At 44.8% G+C, this 17,902-nt stretch carries 32 protein-coding genes; all 32 read left to right on the top strand.

Annotated elements, in window-relative coordinates:
• The first annotated feature begins 83 nt into the window (after positions 1-83).
• Complete coding sequence (gene tuf, locus NST25_RS28130) at positions 84-1,274, top strand: elongation factor Tu (RefSeq protein WP_036680523.1); 1,191 nt, start codon at positions 84-86, stop codon at positions 1,272-1,274.
• 262 nt (positions 1,275-1,536) lie between these two features.
• The gene (locus NST25_RS28125; protein WP_076130018.1) at positions 1,537-2,886 is read left to right on the top strand and encodes a globin-coupled sensor protein; all 1,350 of its coding nucleotides are present in this window, start codon (positions 1,537-1,539) and stop codon (positions 2,884-2,886) included.
• A 225-nt stretch (positions 2,887-3,111) separates the two neighbouring features.
• Positions 3,112-3,420, top strand: a complete 309-nt coding sequence (gene rpsJ, locus NST25_RS28120) for a 30S ribosomal protein S10 (RefSeq protein WP_017692074.1) — start codon at positions 3,112-3,114, stop codon at positions 3,418-3,420.
• 42 nt (positions 3,421-3,462) lie between these two features.
• Positions 3,463-4,086 (top strand): 50S ribosomal protein L3, encoded by a 624-nt coding sequence (gene rplC / locus NST25_RS28115; RefSeq protein ID WP_036680532.1) that lies wholly within the window; start codon positions 3,463-3,465, stop codon positions 4,084-4,086.
• A gap of 25 nt (positions 4,087-4,111) precedes the next feature.
• A complete protein-coding gene (gene rplD, locus NST25_RS28110; RefSeq protein ID WP_036680536.1) occupies positions 4,112-4,735 on the top strand; it encodes a 50S ribosomal protein L4 in 624 nt (207 codons plus the stop codon).
• Positions 4,735-5,028 (top strand): 50S ribosomal protein L23, encoded by a 294-nt coding sequence (gene rplW / locus NST25_RS28105; RefSeq protein ID WP_036680537.1) that lies wholly within the window; start codon positions 4,735-4,737, stop codon positions 5,026-5,028. The genes rplD and rplW overlap by 1 nt, the downstream gene beginning before the upstream one ends.
• Positions 5,029-5,057: 29 nt before the next feature.
• Complete coding sequence (gene rplB / locus NST25_RS28100) at positions 5,058-5,888, top strand: 50S ribosomal protein L2 (protein ID WP_036680541.1); 831 nt, start codon at positions 5,058-5,060, stop codon at positions 5,886-5,888.
• A gap of 76 nt (positions 5,889-5,964) precedes the next feature.
• The gene (gene rpsS / locus NST25_RS28095; RefSeq protein ID WP_036652940.1) at positions 5,965-6,243 is read left to right on the top strand and encodes a 30S ribosomal protein S19; all 279 of its coding nucleotides are present in this window, start codon (positions 5,965-5,967) and stop codon (positions 6,241-6,243) included.
• Positions 6,244-6,276: 33 nt separating this feature from the next.
• Positions 6,277-6,609 (top strand): 50S ribosomal protein L22, encoded by a 333-nt coding sequence (rplV, locus tag NST25_RS28090; protein ID WP_036680546.1) that lies wholly within the window; start codon positions 6,277-6,279, stop codon positions 6,607-6,609.
• A gap of 13 nt (positions 6,610-6,622) precedes the next feature.
• Entirely contained in the window at positions 6,623-7,288 is a 666-nt protein-coding gene (gene rpsC / locus NST25_RS28085) for a 30S ribosomal protein S3 (RefSeq protein WP_038573452.1), read from the top strand.
• 2 nt (positions 7,289-7,290) lie between these two features.
• Positions 7,291-7,725, top strand: a complete 435-nt coding sequence (gene rplP / locus NST25_RS28080) for a 50S ribosomal protein L16 (protein WP_036680552.1) — start codon at positions 7,291-7,293, stop codon at positions 7,723-7,725.
• Positions 7,715-7,912 (top strand): 50S ribosomal protein L29, encoded by a 198-nt coding sequence (gene rpmC / locus NST25_RS28075; protein ID WP_019908232.1) that lies wholly within the window; start codon positions 7,715-7,717, stop codon positions 7,910-7,912. The genes rplP and rpmC overlap by 11 nt, the downstream gene beginning before the upstream one ends.
• 43 nt (positions 7,913-7,955) lie before the next feature.
• Complete coding sequence (gene rpsQ, locus NST25_RS28070) at positions 7,956-8,222, top strand: 30S ribosomal protein S17 (protein ID WP_036680554.1); 267 nt, start codon at positions 7,956-7,958, stop codon at positions 8,220-8,222.
• A 38-nt stretch (positions 8,223-8,260) separates the two neighbouring features.
• On the top strand, positions 8,261-8,629 hold the full coding sequence (rplN, locus tag NST25_RS28065; protein WP_036680556.1) for a 50S ribosomal protein L14: 369 nt from the start codon (positions 8,261-8,263) through the stop codon (positions 8,627-8,629).
• A 48-nt stretch (positions 8,630-8,677) separates the two neighbouring features.
• Positions 8,678-9,031, top strand: a complete 354-nt coding sequence (gene rplX, locus NST25_RS28060; RefSeq protein WP_076099615.1) for a 50S ribosomal protein L24 — start codon at positions 8,678-8,680, stop codon at positions 9,029-9,031.
• Between the two features lie 31 nt (positions 9,032-9,062).
• Positions 9,063-9,605, top strand: a complete 543-nt coding sequence (gene rplE, locus NST25_RS28055; RefSeq protein ID WP_036680558.1) for a 50S ribosomal protein L5 — start codon at positions 9,063-9,065, stop codon at positions 9,603-9,605.
• A gap of 49 nt (positions 9,606-9,654) precedes the next feature.
• Positions 9,655-9,840, top strand: coding sequence for a type Z 30S ribosomal protein S14 (locus NST25_RS28050; protein ID WP_013312154.1), 186 nt, complete (start codon positions 9,655-9,657; stop codon positions 9,838-9,840).
• 32 nt (positions 9,841-9,872) lie between these two features.
• Positions 9,873-10,271, top strand: coding sequence for a 30S ribosomal protein S8 (gene rpsH, locus NST25_RS28045; protein ID WP_036680560.1), 399 nt, complete (start codon positions 9,873-9,875; stop codon positions 10,269-10,271).
• A 30-nt stretch (positions 10,272-10,301) separates the two neighbouring features.
• Positions 10,302-10,844 carry a 50S ribosomal protein L6 gene (rplF, locus tag NST25_RS28040; protein WP_036680562.1) on the top strand — a complete coding sequence of 181 codons (543 nt, stop codon included), beginning with the start codon at positions 10,302-10,304 and terminating at the stop codon, positions 10,842-10,844.
• 84 nt (positions 10,845-10,928) lie between these two features.
• Complete coding sequence (gene rplR / locus NST25_RS28035; protein WP_036680564.1) at positions 10,929-11,297, top strand: 50S ribosomal protein L18; 369 nt, start codon at positions 10,929-10,931, stop codon at positions 11,295-11,297.
• Between the two features lie 27 nt (positions 11,298-11,324).
• Positions 11,325-11,822, top strand: a complete 498-nt coding sequence (gene rpsE / locus NST25_RS28030) for a 30S ribosomal protein S5 (protein WP_036652980.1) — start codon at positions 11,325-11,327, stop codon at positions 11,820-11,822.
• Positions 11,823-11,836: 14 nt separating this feature from the next.
• Entirely contained in the window at positions 11,837-12,022 is a 186-nt protein-coding gene (gene rpmD, locus NST25_RS28025) for a 50S ribosomal protein L30 (protein WP_036680567.1), read from the top strand.
• 40 nt (positions 12,023-12,062) lie between these two features.
• A complete protein-coding gene (rplO, locus tag NST25_RS28020; protein WP_036680569.1) occupies positions 12,063-12,503 on the top strand; it encodes a 50S ribosomal protein L15 in 441 nt (146 codons plus the stop codon).
• Complete coding sequence (gene secY / locus NST25_RS28015; RefSeq protein ID WP_076194816.1) at positions 12,503-13,801, top strand: preprotein translocase subunit SecY; 1,299 nt, start codon at positions 12,503-12,505, stop codon at positions 13,799-13,801. The genes rplO and secY overlap by 1 nt, the downstream gene beginning before the upstream one ends.
• Before the next feature lie 96 nt (positions 13,802-13,897).
• Positions 13,898-14,542 (top strand): adenylate kinase, encoded by a 645-nt coding sequence (locus NST25_RS28010; RefSeq protein WP_038573451.1) that lies wholly within the window; start codon positions 13,898-13,900, stop codon positions 14,540-14,542.
• A gap of 4 nt (positions 14,543-14,546) precedes the next feature.
• Positions 14,547-15,299, top strand: coding sequence for a type I methionyl aminopeptidase (gene map / locus NST25_RS28005; RefSeq protein WP_038573450.1), 753 nt, complete (start codon positions 14,547-14,549; stop codon positions 15,297-15,299).
• An 11-nt stretch (positions 15,300-15,310) separates the two neighbouring features.
• Positions 15,311-15,619: a KOW domain-containing RNA-binding protein gene (locus tag NST25_RS28000; protein WP_036680581.1), complete on the top strand. Its 309-nt coding sequence runs from the start codon at positions 15,311-15,313 to the stop codon at positions 15,617-15,619.
• Positions 15,620-15,621: 2 nt separating this feature from the next.
• On the top strand, positions 15,622-15,837 hold the full coding sequence (gene infA, locus NST25_RS27995) for a translation initiation factor IF-1 (RefSeq protein WP_036652996.1): 216 nt from the start codon (positions 15,622-15,624) through the stop codon (positions 15,835-15,837).
• A 53-nt stretch (positions 15,838-15,890) separates the two neighbouring features.
• On the top strand, positions 15,891-16,004 hold the full coding sequence (gene rpmJ, locus NST25_RS27990; RefSeq protein WP_003322638.1) for a 50S ribosomal protein L36: 114 nt from the start codon (positions 15,891-15,893) through the stop codon (positions 16,002-16,004).
• A gap of 19 nt (positions 16,005-16,023) precedes the next feature.
• Complete coding sequence (gene rpsM / locus NST25_RS27985) at positions 16,024-16,392, top strand: 30S ribosomal protein S13 (RefSeq protein ID WP_036680583.1); 369 nt, start codon at positions 16,024-16,026, stop codon at positions 16,390-16,392.
• A 19-nt stretch (positions 16,393-16,411) separates the two neighbouring features.
• On the top strand, positions 16,412-16,807 hold the full coding sequence (rpsK, locus tag NST25_RS27980) for a 30S ribosomal protein S11 (protein ID WP_019908251.1): 396 nt from the start codon (positions 16,412-16,414) through the stop codon (positions 16,805-16,807).
• Between the two features lie 130 nt (positions 16,808-16,937).
• Entirely contained in the window at positions 16,938-17,882 is a 945-nt protein-coding gene (locus tag NST25_RS27975; RefSeq protein ID WP_036680585.1) for a DNA-directed RNA polymerase subunit alpha, read from the top strand.
• Positions 17,883-17,902 lie beyond the last annotated feature (20 nt).

The raw sequence follows: 17,902 nt of genomic DNA, 5'->3' as shown, positions 1-17,902 counted from the left end.
GTATAAACACTCAGTCATCTAAGATTACAGGTATGCGGGCGGCTCAAATATAAGGAACCCCACATTAAGGAGGAACTGTTCAAATGGCAAAGGCAAAGTTTGAACGTAACAAACCGCACGTTAACATCGGTACTATTGGTCACGTCGACCATGGTAAAACGACTCTGACTGCTGCAATCACTACTGTATTGTCCAAAACTTACGGTGGCGCAGCTATCGCATTCGATCAAATCGACAAAGCTCCTGAAGAGCGCGAACGTGGTATCACAATCTCCACTTCCCACGTTGAATATGAAACTCCTAACCGTCACTACGCTCACGTAGACTGCCCTGGTCACGCCGACTATGTTAAAAACATGATCACTGGCGCAGCGCAAATGGACGGAGCTATCCTGGTTGTATCCGCAGCTGATGGCCCAATGCCACAAACTCGCGAGCACATCCTGTTGTCCCGTCAAGTAGGCGTTCCTTACATCGTTGTCTTCTTGAACAAATGCGACATGGTTGAAGACGAAGAGTTGTTGGAATTGGTTGAAATGGAAGTTCGCGACTTGCTTAGCGAGTATGACTTCCCAGGCGACGATACTCCAATCATCCGTGGTTCTGCTCGTGAAGCTCTGCAAAACCCAGATGGCGATTACGCTAAAAAAATCATCGAAATGTTTGAAACAATCGATGAGTACATTCCACTTCCTGAGCGTCAAACTGACAAGCCTTTCTTGATGCCTGTCGAAGACGTATTCTCCATCACTGGCCGTGGTACTGTGGCAACTGGTCGCGTAGAACGCGGAACAGTTAAAGTCGGAGAAGAAATCGAAATCGTTGGTATTCACGAAGATACTAAGAAATCCGTAGTTACGGGCGTAGAAATGTTCCGTAAATTGCTGGATTCCGCTCAAGCTGGGGACAACATCGGAGCATTGCTTCGTGGTGTTGACCGTAACATGATCGAGCGTGGTCAAGTATTGGCTAAGCCGAACTCCGTTAAACCACACACTGAGTTCACTGCTCAAATTTACGTTCTGACAAAAGAAGAAGGTGGCCGTCACAAGCCTTTCTTCACTGGATACCGTCCACAGTTCTACTTCCGTACAACTGACGTAACTGGTATCATCAACTTGCCAGAAGGTACTGAAATGGTTATGCCTGGTGATAACATCTCCGTAACCGTACAACTGATCTCCCCAATCGCTATTGAAGAAGGTACTAAATTCTCCATTCGCGAAGGTGGCCGTACAGTTGGTGCTGGTAGCGTAGCTTCTATCCAAAAATAATAATTCGACTTCTATCTGCGGGTAGATTCCGAATTACAAACACCCCTGATTCTTCTTGCGGAGAATCAGGGGCTTTTTTGTTTTTTTTTCTGAGAATAATGTATTATTCGACACCAATTGATAATAAAGCATAACAATATGATCTTTTTCTACATAATTCGTCAAATTACAACAATCAATTGTTTACAATTATACTAATGATAGAGTAAAATGAAGGAGGAATAATAATGTAAAATAATAGGAATTGTGGGAGAGTGGTAATATGGGGAAATGTCCTTTTTCCTTCATGCATGCGTTAACTGCACGTAATAATAATGTGGATTCTCCTGCCTCTCATTCCTTAGACTTCAAGGATCAGAATCATTCTGTGGCAGAGTCTTTTCATAAGCTGGATGGACATGGTGAGCTTAACGAGCAGATGAGAATGATTGATCTAACTGAAGCAGATTTGAACTTACTACGCAGGGTGAAACCTGTTGTTGAGCAAAATATAGACTATATCATTGATCAATTTTACAATTCGGTATTAGGCGTAAATAAACTTGAAGCTATTATTTTAGAGCATAGCAGTATAGACAGGTTAAAAACTACTCTTCGTGGGCATATTCTAGAGATTTTTAATGGAAAGGTTGATGATGAGTACATAGCAAAGCGTCTAATGATCGCTAATATTCATAAAAAAGTAGGGCTTGAGCCCAAATGGTACTTATCTGCTTTTCAGAATCTTCAGAACGTATTTATACGCGTTATATATAATGAAACAAACGATGATAATACACGCCTTCGAGTGGTTCAGACCGTGACCAAACTCCTTAACCTTGAGCAGCAGCTGGTTCTAGAAGAATATGAGAAGGAGAACATAAAAGAGAAGGAAGAGCAATATCTATTGGTGAAAAATGAATTAAAACAAAAAATTTCAGAGTTTAGCGTTGAATTGATAGATTATAGCATCGATACTAATGCTGCTGTAAAGCAGCTAGTGGCAAGCAGCAATGAAGTAAGTAGAACATTCCAACGTACGGCTGCATCCGCCCTGGAGTCACAGGGATTAGCTACAGATGGGCATGAACACTTGGGTGATTTGACTGAGCAAATTAATCTTATATATCAGACCACCAGTGAGATGGAAGACTCGATCATTGAGTTAAGCGATTCCTCAAAGCAAATTCAAAAAATTGTGAACTCAGTAAGGGAAATTGCCGATCAGACTAAAATCCTCTCACTTAATGCAACGATTGAAGCCGCTAGAGCCGGTGAGCATGGTAGAGGTTTTAGTGTGGTTGCTCAAGAAGTTAGCCGGCTTGCAGAGGATACTAAGAGTACTGTAATTCAGATCGTAGAGCTAACAAATAAATCAGGTCTACTCACTCAGCAGGTTGTAGAAGAGATTCGTAAGGTGCAGGAGTTAACTAAGAATGGGAAGCACCAATCGGTCGAGACTAGTCTTTTGTTCTCTGATATTGTAGACGCTATGCGTAGCAGTACACAGGAGATTGTAATAGTGGAAGAAGAAATAAGAACCTTAATCCAAACCATTGAGGGGATCGGAACAGCAACGGCTCAGACTGCTTCCTCCGCAGAGTTTTTTAAGTCTGCCACAGAGAATCTTTAACATATATATAGTAGAAGAACAGCGCATGAAAAAAATATGCGTTGTTTTTCTATTTTCGCTTGCAATACTGCTGCCTATTATATATAATAATAAATGTTGTTCTGAGACGTTGCGATGATGTGAGAGGTTACTGACACACCCGGCCCCTTTGCCATGGGGACGAGGTCAGAAAATTTTCACGGAGTATGTCCGATACCAAATTGGGCGATAGAAGGAGGGACTAAAATGGCAAAGCAAAAAATTCGTATTCGCTTGAAAGCATACGACCACAGAATTCTTGATCAATCCGCTGAGAAGATTGTTGAAACAGCAAAACGTTCGGGTGCAGGTGTGTCCGGGCCGATTCCGTTACCAACTGAGAAGCAAATCATTACTATTCTCCGTGCGGTACACAAGTACAAGGATTCCCGTGAACAGTTTGAACAACGGACTCACAAACGTTTGATCGATATTGTGAACCCAACACCACAAACTGTGGATGCCTTGATGCGCTTGGATCTACCGTCCGGTGTAGATATCGAAATCAAATTGTAATTCTATTTTAAGTAATTTAGGAAAAGAAAAGAGGTGTCAACATTGAAAGGTATCTTAGGAAAAAAACTCGGTATGACTCAAGTGTTTACTCCAGAAGGTAACGTAATTCCTGTTACTGTTATCGAAGCAGGCCCTTGTGTAGTACTGCAAAAGAAAGACCTGAATATCGACGGATATGAAGCAGTGCAATTGGGCTTTTCTGATAAAAAAGAAAAACGCTCCAATAAGCCTGAACAGGGTCACGCCAAAAAGGCAAATGCAACACCTAAGCGCTACGTTCGTGAAATTCGCGGTGTTGATCTCGGGTCTCTCGAGGTTGGACAAGAGCTGAAGGCTGATATCTTTGCTGAGGGCGAATTTGTTGACGTAACTGGTACATCTAAAGGTAAAGGTTTCCAAGGTAACATCAAACGTTGGGGACAAAGTCGCGGACCAATGGCACACGGATCGCGTTACCACAGAAGACCGGGTTCCATGGGTTCTATCCAAGCTAACCGTGTTCCTAAGGGCAAACGCCTTCCAGGACATATGGGTCACACGACTATTACGGTTCAAAAGCTTGAAATTATCAAGGTTGATGTTGAACGTAACGTATTGCTGGTTAAAGGCGCTATCCCAGGTCCTAAAAACAGCTTCGTGAAAGTTAAACAAACCGTTAAGAAATAATTATTGAAGAAAGGAGGAACATGAAATGCCAAAAGTAACACTTTTTAATATTAGTGGCAACGAAGTTGGTGAAGTGGAACTGAGCGATACAGTATTCGGTATTGAACCGAATGAGCACGTTCTACATGAAGCTGCGCTTATGCAAAGAGCTTCCCTACGTCGTGGTACGCACAAAGTAAAAGGACGTTCTGAAGTTCGTGGCGGTGGACGTAAACCTTGGAAACAAAAAGGTACAGGTCGCGCTCGTCAAGGCTCCATTCGTTCTCCACAATGGAAAGGCGGCGGCGTTGTCTTCGGACCAACACCACGTAGCTATTCCTGGAAACTGCCTAAGAAGGTTCGTCGTTTGGCGATCAAATCCGCTTTGTCCTCGAAAGTACTCGAGAATGACATTATCGTATTGGATAGCTTGACAATGAATGCTCCGAAGACGAAAGAATTCGCAGCAATCTTGAACAACCTGAAAGTAGATCGTAAAGCGTTGATCGTAGCTACTAGCTATGATGATAACGTAGCACTTTCCGCTCGTAACATCCCTGGGGTGAAATTCGTAGCGGCTGACGGCATTAATGTTCTTGACGTACTGACGTACGACAAACTGATCATCACTAAAGAAGCAGTTCTGAAGGTAGAGGAGGTGTTCGCGTAATGAAAGATCCTCGTGATATTATCAAACGTCCGGTGATTACGGAACGTACTTCCGACTACATGAGCGAAATGAAATACGCTTTTGAAGTGGATATCCGTGCTAACAAAACCGAAATCAAAAAAGCTGTCGAGGCTATTTTCAAAGTAAAAGTAACTAATGTGAACACAATGCGCGTACCTGGTAAACTGAAACGTTATGGTAAATATTCTGGTTACACTCCAGAGTGGAAAAAAGCCATCGTTAAGCTTAGCCCGGACAGCAAACCGCTTGAATTTTTTGAAGCGGTAGAATAATACTCTGTTGAAGTAAGGAGGGAACTACAGTGCCAATCAAAAAGTACAAACCGACCTCTCCGGCAAGACGCGCTATGTCCGTGTCTACGTTTGAAGAAATTACAACAAACCAGCCAGAGAAATCGTTGCTTTCTCCGCTGTTCAAACATGCGGGACGCAACAACCAAGGTAAAATTACGGTTCGTCACCATGGCGGCGGACATAAACGTAAATACCGTATTATCGACTTCAAGCGGACTAAAGACGGCATACCAGGTAGCGTTGCTACAATCGAGTATGACCCGAACCGCACATCTAATATTGCTTTGATCCACTATGCTGATGGAGAGAAACGTTATATCATCGCTCCTAAAGGACTAAGAGTTGGGGATAAAGTAGAGTCCGGTCCTGCGGCCGACATCAAAATTGGTAACAGTCTTCCACTGGAGAACATTCCAGTAGGTACAGTTATCCACAACATTGAGTTGAAACCAGGTAAAGGCGGACAATTGGTTCGTGCAGCTGGTACAGAAGCTCAATTGCTTGGTAAAGAAGAAAAATACTGTTCCGTTCGTTTGTCATCCGGTGAGGTTCGTAAGATCCTTAGCGTATGCCGTGCTACTATCGGTTCCGTAGGTAACGAAGATCACGAATTGATCAAAATCGGTAAAGCTGGACGTAGTCGCTGGCTCGGCCGTCGTCCTGAAGTTCGCGGGGTAGTAATGAACCCTAACGATCACCCACACGGTGGTGGTGAAGGTCGCGCTCCAATCGGACGTAAATCGCCAATGTCTCCATGGGGCAAACCAACCCTTGGTTACAAAACGCGTAAGAAAAACAAGGCATCTGATAAATATATCGTTCGCCGCCGCACTAAATAAGACGCTTCTGGCAAGTTAATAAAGCGCGAAGCGTCGATTCGCGGTTTGAAGAACCGGATGAAGGGAGGATTCACACATGGGTCGCAGTTTAAAGAAGGGGCCGTTTATCGATGGCTACCTGCTTAAAAAAGTTGAGGAACTGAACGAGGCTGAGAAAAAGGTTGTAGTTAAAACTTGGTCCCGTCGCTCAACCATTTTCCCTCAGTTTATCGGACATACGTTTGGTGTATATGACGGCCGTAAACACGTGCCTGTATACGTAACAGAAGATATGGTAGGTCACAAGTTGGGCGAGTTCGCGCCAACACGTACTTACAAAGGCCACGCGGGTGACGATAAGAAAACAAGAAGATAATAATAAGGTCTCTGTTTGAAAGGAGGTTAAACAATGGAAGCAAAAGCACATGCAAGATCGGTGCGAATTTCCGCTCGTAAAGCGAAACTGGTTGTTGACTTGATTCGCGGTAAGCAAGTGGGGGAAGCAATTGCTATTCTTCGCCACACTCCGAAATCCGCTTCTCCGGTCGTTGAAAAGTTGCTTAATTCGGCAATTGCGAATGCTGAGCATAACTATTCTTTGGACGTGAACAGTTTGTTCGTTAGCGAGGTTTTCGTTAACCAAGGACCTACTATGAAACGTTTCCGTCCGCGCGCCATGGGCCGCGCAAGTCGGATCAATAAACGCACGAGCCACATTACACTGGTGGTATCTGAGAAATAAGGAGGGATAACACGTGGGTCAAAAGGTAAATCCAATCGGACTCCGAATCGGTATTATTCGCGATTGGGAATCTAAATGGTATGCAGGAAAAGATTTCGGTACTCTTCTGATGGAAGACGTCAAAATCCGGGAATACCTTAAAGGCAAATTGAAGGATTCCGCTGTTTCCCATATCGAGATCGAAAGAGCGGCTAGCCGCGTGAACGTTACAATTCATACAGCTAAACCAGGTATGGTTATTGGTAAAGGCGGAGCAGAAGTAGAAGTACTTCGCAGCGCAGTTACAGCAATCGCTGGTGGCAAAAAAGTACACATCAACATCAATGAAATCAAGCACCCTGAATTGGATGCAATTCTTGTAGCTGAGAGCATTGCTCAACAATTGGAACGTCGTGTATCGTTCCGTCGTGCCCTCAAACAAGCGATTCAAAGAACTATGCGTTCTGGCGCAAAAGGGATTAAAACTCAAGTGGGCGGACGTCTTGGCGGAGCTGAGATTGCTCGTTCAGAAGGTTATAGCGAAGGAACAGTTCCACTTCATACGCTTCGTGCCGATATCGATTACGGAACGGCTGAAGCACATACAACTTACGGTCTTATCGGCGTAAAAGTATGGATTTACCGTGGAGAAGTTCTTCCCCCAGCTAAGAAACAAGCTGCTCAGGAAGGAGGCAACTAATCATGTTGGTACCAAAACGCGTAAAACACCGCAAGCAACAACGCGGACACATGAAGGGTATGGCAAAAGGCGGTACTGAATTGAACTTCGGCGAATTCGGCCTGGTTGCACTTGAACCGTCTTGGATCACTAACCGTCAGATCGAAGCTGCTCGTATCGCGATGACACGTTATATCAAACGTGGCGGTCAAGTTTGGATCAAGATTTTCCCAGATAAACCTATTACTCAAAAGCCTCTCGAGGTTCGTATGGGTAGTGGTAAAGGTAACGTTGAGAAATGGGTAGCCGTAGTTAAACCGGGCAAGATTATGTTCGAACTCGGAGGCGTGTCGGAAGAAATCGCTCGTGAAGCGATGCGTCTTGCCGCTCACAAGCTGCCTGTAAAGACTAAGTTTGTGAAACGTGAAGAATTGGGTGGTGAAGCAAATGAAAGCTAATGAACTTCGCAACTTAACCACTGCTGAGATTGAACAAAAGATCGCTGGATTCAAAGAGGAACTTTTTAATCTCCGTTTTCAATTGGCAACTGGCCAATTGGATAACCCAACTCGGATTCGTGACGTGCGTAAGGAAATAGCTCGTGCTAAAACCGTGATCCATCAAAGAGTGCTTGGGATTAGTTAAGTGAGACGGATCGCAGATCCGTATTCAGGAAGGAGGCTAACTAATGAGTGAAGAACGTAATGCACGTAAAGTGCTAATCGGTAAAGTGGTCAGTGATAAAATGGATAAAACCATCGTAGTTGCTGTTGAAACCTATAAGAAACACAATTTGTACCACAAACGCATCAAGTCTACGAAGAAATTCAAAGCACATGATGAGGGAAATGTTGCAAAGATTGGCGATACCGTAAAACTCATGGAAACTCGTCCGTTGTCTAAGGACAAACGTTGGAGACTAGTTGAAGTGGTAGAAGCAGCGGTTATCATCTAAGATAATCAAGAGAGTTTTTCCGGAAGGAGGAAATTATAATGATTCAACCATTTACACGTTTGCATGTGGCTGACAACTCTGGTGCGAAGGAACTGATGTGTATCCGCGTACTGGGTGGTACTGGACGCCGTACAGCAGCAATCGGTGATTTGATCGTTTGTTCCGTTAAACAAGCAACACCAGGCGGCGTTGTCAAAAAAGGTGATGTTGTTAGAGCGGTAGTTGTTCGTACGAAACGTTCCGTTCGTCGTAAAGATGGATCTTACATCGCATTCGACGAAAATGCAGCTGTTGTTGTTAAAGACGACAGAAGCCCTCGTGGAACACGTATCTTTGGACCAGTTGCTCGCGAACTTCGCGATAAAGACTACATGAAGATCGTTTCCTTGGCACCGGAAGTTATCTAATAAACACGGCACCAATAAGTTGAAGGTTAGTTATAGGAGGTGTAATAAATGCCTAGAGTGAAAAAAGTTCTGGAATCCCATAACAATAAACTGCACGTGAAGAAAGATGACGTGGTGCTTGTGATCAGTGGTAAAGACAAAGGCAAAAAAGGCCGTGTCATCGCTGCTTATCCTCGTGAAAACCGCGTTCTGGTAGAAGGCGTCAATATGGTGAAAAAACACCAAAAGCCGAACCAGCTGAATCCACAGGGTGGAATTATTGAGCAGGAAGCTTCGATTCATGTGTCCAACGTAATGCACATCGATCCGAAGACCGGCAAAGTAACCCGTATCGGTTACAAAGTTTTGGACAATGGTAAAAAAGTTCGGATTGCTAAAAGATCCGGAGAGATTATCGACTAATCTAGCCCTTAAGAAAGGAGGTTAAATCTTCATGGCAGCAAGAATGAAAGAACGTTTTCTTAACGAAATTACACCTGCTTTGATGCAGAAGTTTAACTATACAACTGTTATGCAAGTGCCTAAGATCGAGAAGGTTGTCATCAACATGGGTGTGGGTGACGCTGTTCAAAACTCCAAAGTACTTGATGCTGCAGTTAATGACATGCAGTTGATCGCTGGTCAAAAACCAGTAATCACTAAAGCTAAAAAATCCATCGCTGGTTTCAAACTACGCGAAAATATGCCGATTGGGGTTAAAGTAACACTGCGCGGAGAGCGTATGTATTACTTCTTGGACAAATTGTTCAACGTAACACTTCCACGTGTACGTGACTTCCGTGGTGTTTCCACTAAAGCCTTTGACGGCCGTGGTAACTACACACTTGGTCTTAAAGAACAATTGATCTTCCCCGAGATCGAATATGACAAAGTGGATAAAGTCCGCGGTATGGACATCGTTATTGTAACGACTGCTAAGACGGACGAGGAATCCCGCGAGCTGCTGGGTCAGCTGGGAATGCCTTTCGCAAAATAAAGTCGGTTAATCCATTTTCTCCGAAAATGTTTAGGAGGTGTCAGGCTAAGTGGCAAAAACTTCGATGAAAGTTAAACAACAACGTACGCCTAAGTTTAAAGTACGTGCATATACACGTTGCGAACGTTGTGGTCGTCCACATTCGGTACTGCAAAAGTTCAAAATTTGCAGAATTTGTTTCCGTGAATTAGCTTATAAAGGCCAGATCCCTGGCGTGAAAAAAGCAAGTTGGTAAGAAGTTTATAAACGGGAAGGAGGTTTACACACATGACTATGTCTGATCCTATTGCAGATATGCTTACTCGTATTCGTAACGCTAACATTGTGCGTCACGAGACGGTAGAAATGCCTGCTTCTACTATGAAGAAACAAATCGCTGACATTTTGAAGCGTGAAGGTTTCATCCGCGATGCGGAATTCGTTGAAGATAGCAAACAAGGGATTATCCGTATCTTCTTGAAATACGGCCCTAACCAAGAGCGTGTTATTTCTGGTTTGAAAAGAATCAGTAAACCAGGCCTTCGCGTATACACGAAGAGCAATGAAGTGCCTCGTGTACTCGGTGGTCTAGGAATCGCGATTATCTCCACATCTAAGGGAGTTATGACCGACAAAGAAGCTCGTCAATCAAAATCTGGCGGAGAAGTTGTCTGCTACATTTGGTAATAAACGTCACAAGATAAGGAGGTGCAACACATGTCTCGTATTGGTCGCAAACCAATCGCAGTACCTAGCGGTGTAGATGTCACTTTGGACAACGCCGTTATTACAGTAAAAGGTCCAAAAGGTTCTTTGACTCGTGAGCTTCATAAAGACATGAAGGTTACAGTTGAAAATAACGAAATTACCGTTGTTCGCCCGTCGGATAACAAATTGCATCGTTCACTTCACGGCACAACCCGCTCCGTTGTCAACAACATGGTAGCAGGTGTGACTGAAGGTTTCTCGAAATCTCTGGAACTGGTTGGGGTCGGATATCGTGCAAGCAAATCCGGAGATAAAATCGTTCTGAACGTTGGTTATTCCCACCCGGTTGAAATTACACCGGAAGCTGGTATCGAGTTCGAAGTTCCTGCGAACACGAAGATCATCGTTAAAGGTATCGATAAAGAACGCGTTGGCGCATACGCTGCTAAAATCCGTTCCGTTCGTGAACCAGAACCGTATAAAGGTAAAGGTATCAAATATGAAGGCGAGCGTATCATCCGCAAAGAAGGTAAAGCTGGTAAGAAGAAATAACCAGTTTAAACTTAATTGTAAGATACCCCGTGCATCTTAAAGTGAAGCTGTTTACGGCAAACTGAAGGGAGTGAAAGGGAAGTCATGATTACAAAAGAAGATAAAAACAAGGCTCGTCTCAAAAGACACCTGCGTGTTCGTAAGAAGATCCAGGGAACTACTGAGCGTCCACGTTTGAACGTATTCCGTTCTTCGAAACACATCTACGCTCAACTGATCGATGATGTTAAAGGGGTTACTATCGTATCCGCTTCTACACTTGATAAAGATCTGAGCGCTAATATCGGTAATGGCGGTAGCGTTGAAGCTGCAGCGAAAGTTGGCCAATTGGTCGCTGAGCGTGCCAAAGAAAAAGGATATGCAGTGGTCGTATTCGACCGCGGAGGTTACTTGTACCATGGACGGATTCAAGCATTGGCTGATGCAGCTCGTGAAGCTGGTCTTGAATTCTAGAATAATTCTTAAAAGGAGGTTAACGACTTGCGTGTAGATCCGAACAGTTTAGAACTGACAGAAAGAGTTGTACACATTAACCGTGTTGCAAAAGTTGTAAAAGGCGGACGCCGTTTCAGCTTTAGTGCACTTGTTGTTGTGGGCGACGGCAACGGCTACGTCGGTGCTGGTATCGGTAAAGCCGGCGAAGTTCCGGATGCCATCCGTAAAGGCATTGAAGACGCCAAGAAAAACCTGATTCACATCCCAATCGTAGGAACTTCGATTCCCCATCTCGTTACTGGACACTTCGGCGCAGGACGCGTGTTGCTGAAACCAGCATCAGAGGGTACTGGCGTTATCGCTGGCGGTCCAGTTCGTGCGGTATTGGAATTGGCAGGCGTTGGCGACATTTTGACAAAATCACTGGGTTCTTCGAATTCCATGAACATGGTCAATGCAACTTTGGAGGGACTTTCCCGTCTGAAACGCATTGAAGAGGTCGCGAAACTTCGCGGCAAATCTGTCGAAGAATTGCGCGGTTAAGGAGGGGAACGTCAATGGCAAAATTGCAAATTACCCTCGTACGTAGTGTAATCGGACGTCCAGAAACACAACGTGTTACTGTTAAGACGCTCGGCCTGCGTAAACTCAACACGACAGTGGTTCACAATGACAGTCCTGCAATTCGCGGAATGATCAATAAAGTGAGTCACTTGCTATCTGTAACTGAAATTGAAGGCTAAACGCCTCGCATAAATTAACAAACATAAGGAGGTGCAAACGATGAAGTTACATGAACTTGCTCCAGCTCCTGGTTCCCGCAAAGAACGCAATCGCGTTGGTCGTGGTCCTAGTAGCGGAAATGGTAAAACTTCCGGTCGCGGTCACAAAGGTCAAAACTCACGTTCTGGCGGTGGTGTTCGTCCGGGCTTCGAGGGTGGACAAAATCCGCTCTATCGTCGTCTGCCTAAACGTGGTTTCGTCAATCCTACCCGTAAAGAGTATGCGATTGTGAACCTGGAAGATCTGAATAGCTTTGCAGAAGGAACTGAAGTGACTCCGCAGTTGTTGCTTGAAACTGGTGTTGTCAAGAATTCCAAAAGCGGCATCAAGATTCTCGGCAACGGTGAGTTGACCGTAAAATTGACTGTACAAGCAAATAAGTTCTCTCAATCTGCGGTAGAGAAAATCGAGGCTGCCGGCGGTAAAACCGAGGTGATCTAATGTTCAAGACGCTTAAGAATATCTGGCATGTTGAAGATTTGCGCAAAAAGATCCTGTTTACCTTGTTCATTCTGTTTATCTACCGTATCGGTTCGTTTGTTCCGGTTCCTGGTGTAAACAAAGATGTACTGGCAACAGCAAATCAGAGCGGTGACGCTTTGATGGGACTATTGAACACCTTCTCGGGCGGAGCGCTCAAAAACTTCTCGATATTTGCGATCAGTATTTATCCGTACATTACAGCATCCATCATCGTGCAATTGCTGTCGATGGATGTTGTTCCTAAGTTTGCTGAATGGGCTAAACAAGGGGAGCACGGAAAAAAACAATTGGCGCAAATCACTCGTTACGGTACAGTGATATTAGCCCTGATCCAAGGTTTTGCTACGTCGATAGGGTTTAACCGGATATACAATACTCAAATGATGCCGAATGCGACATTTGCTGATTACTTGCTGGTTGCCATTATCTTGACGGCAGGTACTTCTTTCTTGATGTGGCTTGGTGAACAGATTACCGAAAAGGGAATCGGGAACGGGATTTCGATCCTGATTTTTGCGGGAATCGTCGCCGCCATACCGGGATATATCACAAGTACGGCTAACTCAAGTTTTATTCAGCCGGATCAGGTGTTCCTGAATATTCTTAAAGTCGTTATTGTGCTGATTGTGATTGTAGCGATTATTACAGCAGTTATCTTCGTGCAGCAAGGTATTCGGAAGATTCCTGTTCAATATGCTAAACGCGTAGTTGGCAACAAAATGTACGGTGGACAGAATACACATATTCCGCTGAAAATTAATGCGGCTGGTGTAATTCCGGTAATTTTCGCCGTATCATTGCTTCAGTTCCCAGTTGTTCTCTCCAGTTTCTGGTCAACACATGCCTGGGCACAATGGATTACCAAATATTTGGCAACCGATGCTCCGCTTGGTATGCTTCTGTATGTAGTGATGATCATCGGGTTTACGTTCTTCTATACGTTCGTGCAGATGAATCCTCAGCAGATGGCCGATAACATGAAGAAGAATGGTGGTTACATCCCAGGTATCCGTCCTGGTAAAGCTACAGAGAAATATCTGACTAGAGTAATGTCTCGTTTGACTATGTCAGGCGCGTTGTTCCTAGCTTTGATCTCTGTACTACCGATGTTCTTCGGTGCTTTATCCGGATTGCCCAAAGAAGTTCGAATTGGTGGTACTGCGCTCCTTATCGTAATCGGCGTGGCATTGGATACTATGAAGCAGATCGAGAGCCATTTGATCAAACGCCATTACAAAGGCTTCATCAATAAATAGGTGATAGGTTCCGGTGAAGCTTAAGTTTTTATTCTTCCCGGCACCTATTATGCTGTTTCTTGCTTGGTGGCGAACTTTTGGGGGGAGAGAGAAATCGTGAACATTTTATTCATGGGCCCTCCTGGGGCAGGCAAGGGAACACAAGCGGCAGAAATCGTTAAAGAATTTGGTATTCCTCATATTTCGACAGGAGATGCTTTCCGTTTGGCAATCAAACAGGAAACTCCGGTTGGATTGAAGGCCAAATCATTTATAGATCAAGGTTTGCTTGTACCAGATGATGTGACCATTGGGATAGTCGAAGAACGGCTGCAGCAGTCCGATTGCGAAAAAGGATTTCTATTGGATGGTTTTCCAAGAACTCTTTCGCAAGCGGAAGCGCTGGATGATATTCTTAGCCGTTTGAACACTTCTTTGGATCATGTCATCAACTTGAATGTTGACCGTGGATTGCTAATGGCGCGTCTTACTGGACGTCGTATCTGCAGCGTTTGCGGAGCATCCTACCATTTAATCTTCAACCCGCCGAAGCAAGATGGCATTTGCGACATTGATGGCGGTGAATTATATCAACGTCCGGATGACAACGAAGAAAGTGTAGGCAAGCGCCTGGATGAGTATGATAATAAAACAGCGCCGCTGCTTGCGTTTTATGATAATAAAGGTCTTTTGCGTCAGGTAAACGGGGAAAACGAAATTAATGTCGTTACTTCTGAAATCGTGTCTTTAATGCGGGGTTAATGTAATGATCATTTGTAAATCCGAACAGGAACTTGCCTTTATGAGGGAAGCTGGTCGAATTGTTGCCGAGAGTCACCGTCTTATTGCTCAGGCCATTGAGCCTGGCATTACTACGGGCGAGCTCGACAGAATCGCCGATCAATACATTCGCAGTCAAGATGCTGTGCCGTCTTTCAAAGGCTACAACGGTTTTCCTGCCAGCATTTGCGCTTCAGTCAACGAACAATTGGTGCATGGATTTCCAGGTAAACGTAAACTGATCGAAGGCGATATTGTTACGCTGGATATCGGTGCAGAGTACCGCGGTTATCACGGTGATTCCGCCTGGACCTACGGTGTGGGCAGCATTTCCGAAGAGGCTCAGCGTTTGCTGGACGTTACGGAAGGCTCCTTGTACGCGGGACTGGCGTTAGTTAAGCCGGATGTGCGCTTGTTTACAATCTCCCATGCTATTCAGCAATACATCGAAGAGGCTGGTTTCTCAGTCGTACGTGAGTATGTTGGTCATGGTATTGGGGCAAAACTGCATGAAGAACCGCAAATTCCGAATTATGGCATAGCGGACCGCGGACCACGTCTGAAACCGGGTATGGTGCTCGCGATTGAGCCGATGGTAAACGCAGGAAAGAGACATGTCAGAACACTGGAAGATAACTGGACTGTCGTTACGGTTGATGGCTCACTATGTGCTCACTTCGAGCATACAGTAGCAGTTACTCCGGACGGCATGGAAATTTTCACAAAACTGAATGCGTAGGTGATCTCCACTTGAATACTGTGAGCAGCCCGCAGGTTGGTCAATTAGTGAGAATTCTCAAAGGCAAAGATGCCGGAGAGGCAGCCGTTGTTATCGCAGTTGTTGATAGCAGATTTGTATACATTGCAGATGGAGACAAACGTAAGTTTGATGGGCCAAAGAAGAAGAATATTCTTCATCTTGAGCTCATACCCTTCATCAGCAGTGAGGTTGTGGACAGTTTGAAGGAAACTGGGCGGGTAACAAACGGAAAGCTGCGATTCGCAGTCATGAAGTATGCTGGACCCACCGGAATAAGTGCTGATGAGAAAGGAGACTAACTGTGGCTAAGGAAGATGTCATTGAAGTAGAAGGTACTGTCCTTGAACCGTTGCCAAATGCAACGTTTAAGGTTGAGCTTGAGAACGGTCATCAAATACTTGCCCATGTATCCGGTAAATTGCGGATGCACTTTATCCGTATTTTGACCGGAGACAAAGTGGTCGTGCAGTTATCGCCTTATGATTTATCAAAAGGTCGTATAACTTACCGTAAATAGATGGGAACTACGAAAAAAGTTTTGCTTCGCAAAACTTTGAGGAGGTAATTAACATGAAGGTAAGACCTTCTGTAAAGCCCATTTGCGAGAAATGTAAAGTAATCCGCCGCAAAGGGACTGTTATGGTGATTTGCGAAAATCCGAAACACAAACAAAAACAAGGTTAAGAAGGGGGTGTAGCGTAAAATGGCTCGTATAGCTGGAGTGGATTTGCCACGTGACAAACGCGTTGAGATCGCCTTGACTTATATTTTCGGAATCGGTAAAACGACTTCTCAGAAAATTCTTAATGAAACAGGCATTAGCGCTAATACACGTGTCCGTGATTTGACGGAAGATGAAGTCAGCAAACTGCGTGAAACGATCGACAAAACGGTTAAGGTTGAAGGTGACCTGCGTCGTGAAATTTCCTTAAATATTAAACGTCTTACTGAGATCGGCTGTTACCGCGGTGTTCGCCACCGTCGTGGATTGCCTGTTCGCGGTCAACGTACTAAAACGAATGCCCGTACCCGGAAAGGCCCGCGTCGTACGGTAGCAAACAAAAAGAAATAATAAGGGGGGATAAGAGACAATGGCTAAACCGAAAAAAGTCGTACGTACCAAACGTCGCGACCGTAAAAATATCGAATCCGGCGTGGCACATATTCGTTCCACGTTCAACAACACCATCGTTACCATCACGGATCCTCACGGAAATGCAATTTCCTGGGCAAGCTCCGGCGGCCAAGGATTTAAAGGTTCCCGTAAGTCCACTCCATTCGCAGCGCAAATGGCAGCTGAATCAGCAGCTAAAGCAGCTATGGAGCACGGCATGAAGTCGGTTGAGGTTATGGTTAAAGGACCGGGCGCGGGCCGCGAAGCAGCCATCCGTTCCCTTCAAGCTGCAGGGCTTGAAGTTAACCTTATTAAAGACGTAACTCCGGTTCCTCACAATGGATGCCGTCCGCCTAAGCGTCGTCGCGTATAGTGAAATCAGTATTGTGAATGTGGTATAATTCTGACGCATCTGCTAATAATAGGTGTTTAGGCATACTACATGATGCACCTGATGGGGTGACAGTTTCATATAGGAGCGACGTTGAAGGAGGGGTAAACTCGTGATAGAAATCGAAAAGCCGAAGATTGAGACCGTAGAAGCTAATGATGAAGGTACCTATGGGAAATTCGTAGTTGAACCGCTGGAACGTGGGTATGGCACGACTCTGGGGAACTCGCTTCGCCGGATATTGCTTTCTTCGCTTCCAGGAGCCGCAGTGACTTCGGTCCAAATTGACGGCGTTCTGCATGAGTTCTCGACCGTTCCAGGCGTAATGGAAGATGTGACGGAAATCATTCTGAACCTTAAAGCCTTGTCTCTGAAGATTCATTCAGACGAGGAAAAAGTGTTCGAGATTGATGCTGAAGGGGAAGGCATCGTTACCGCAGGTGATATCCGTGCGGACAGCGATGTTGAGATCCTCAATCCGGATCTTCACATTGCAACGCTGGGACCTGGTGCGAGACTTCATATGCGTATTTTTGCAGGCCGTGGTCGCGGCTATGTCCAAGCGGACCGGAACAAACGTGACGATCAGCCAATTGGTGTTATTCCAGTTGACTCCATCTACACTCCAATTTCACGCGTTAACTACGGCATAGACAATACACGTGTTGGTCAAGTGACTAACTATGACAAATTGACGCTTGAAATTTGGACGGATGGAAGTATCAGACCGGAAGAGGCTGTAAGCCTCGGAGCCAAAATTTTGAACGAGCACCTCGTTCTGTTCGTAGGTCTTACGGACGAAGCAAAAGACGCCGAAATTATGGTTGAAAAAGAAGAAGACAAAAAAGAAAAAGTACTTGAGATGACAATCGAAGAGCTTGATCTTTCTGTTCGTTCCTACAACTGCCTCAAACGTGCTGGTATTAATACCGTACAAGAGCTTACCACGAAGACTGAAGAAGATATGATGAAGGTGCGTAACCTTGGTCGCAAATCTTTGGAAGAAGTTCAGGAAAAGCTTGAGGAACTTGGTTTGGGTCTCCGCACAGAAGAATAGCTGCAGATTGCTTTAGTAAA

The sequence above is a fragment of the Paenibacillus sp. FSL E2-0190 genome (assembly GCF_037992965.1).
GTDB classification, from domain to species: domain Bacteria; phylum Bacillota; class Bacilli; order Paenibacillales; family Paenibacillaceae; genus Paenibacillus_AQ; species Paenibacillus_AQ odorifer.
The sequence above is the reverse complement of the archived record's forward strand: the minus strand, read 5'-3'. Positions and strand labels throughout refer to the sequence as shown.

Coding starts and splice junctions, on each gene's coding strand:
- rplP (WP_036680552.1), top strand. CDS start 7,291: ATGTTGGTACCAAAACGCGTAAAACACCGCAAGCAACAACGCGGACAC.
- rpmD (WP_036680567.1), top strand. CDS start 11,837: ATGGCAAAATTGCAAATTACCCTCGTACGTAGTGTAATCGGACGTCCA.
- rpsQ (WP_036680554.1), top strand. CDS start 7,956: ATGAGTGAAGAACGTAATGCACGTAAAGTGCTAATCGGTAAAGTGGTC.
- rplD (WP_036680536.1), top strand. CDS start 4,112: ATGCCAAAAGTAACACTTTTTAATATTAGTGGCAACGAAGTTGGTGAA.
- rplR (WP_036680564.1), top strand. CDS start 10,929: ATGATTACAAAAGAAGATAAAAACAAGGCTCGTCTCAAAAGACACCTG.
- NST25_RS28125 (WP_076130018.1), top strand. CDS start 1,537: ATGGGGAAATGTCCTTTTTCCTTCATGCATGCGTTAACTGCACGTAAT.
- rpsH (WP_036680560.1), top strand. CDS start 9,873: ATGACTATGTCTGATCCTATTGCAGATATGCTTACTCGTATTCGTAAC.
- rplV (WP_036680546.1), top strand. CDS start 6,277: ATGGAAGCAAAAGCACATGCAAGATCGGTGCGAATTTCCGCTCGTAAA.
- rpmC (WP_019908232.1), top strand. CDS start 7,715: ATGAAAGCTAATGAACTTCGCAACTTAACCACTGCTGAGATTGAACAA.
- rpsS (WP_036652940.1), top strand. CDS start 5,965: ATGGGTCGCAGTTTAAAGAAGGGGCCGTTTATCGATGGCTACCTGCTT.
- map (WP_038573450.1), top strand. CDS start 14,547: ATGATCATTTGTAAATCCGAACAGGAACTTGCCTTTATGAGGGAAGCT.
- secY (WP_076194816.1), top strand. CDS start 12,503: ATGTTCAAGACGCTTAAGAATATCTGGCATGTTGAAGATTTGCGCAAA.
- rplW (WP_036680537.1), top strand. CDS start 4,735: ATGAAAGATCCTCGTGATATTATCAAACGTCCGGTGATTACGGAACGT.
- rplN (WP_036680556.1), top strand. CDS start 8,261: ATGATTCAACCATTTACACGTTTGCATGTGGCTGACAACTCTGGTGCG.
- rpsJ (WP_017692074.1), top strand. CDS start 3,112: ATGGCAAAGCAAAAAATTCGTATTCGCTTGAAAGCATACGACCACAGA.
- rplX (WP_076099615.1), top strand. CDS start 8,678: ATGCCTAGAGTGAAAAAAGTTCTGGAATCCCATAACAATAAACTGCAC.
- tuf (WP_036680523.1), top strand. CDS start 84: ATGGCAAAGGCAAAGTTTGAACGTAACAAACCGCACGTTAACATCGGT.
- rpsM (WP_036680583.1), top strand. CDS start 16,024: ATGGCTCGTATAGCTGGAGTGGATTTGCCACGTGACAAACGCGTTGAG.
- rpmJ (WP_003322638.1), top strand. CDS start 15,891: ATGAAGGTAAGACCTTCTGTAAAGCCCATTTGCGAGAAATGTAAAGTA.
- rplF (WP_036680562.1), top strand. CDS start 10,302: ATGTCTCGTATTGGTCGCAAACCAATCGCAGTACCTAGCGGTGTAGAT.
- rplO (WP_036680569.1), top strand. CDS start 12,063: ATGAAGTTACATGAACTTGCTCCAGCTCCTGGTTCCCGCAAAGAACGC.
- rplE (WP_036680558.1), top strand. CDS start 9,063: ATGGCAGCAAGAATGAAAGAACGTTTTCTTAACGAAATTACACCTGCT.
- rpsK (WP_019908251.1), top strand. CDS start 16,412: ATGGCTAAACCGAAAAAAGTCGTACGTACCAAACGTCGCGACCGTAAA.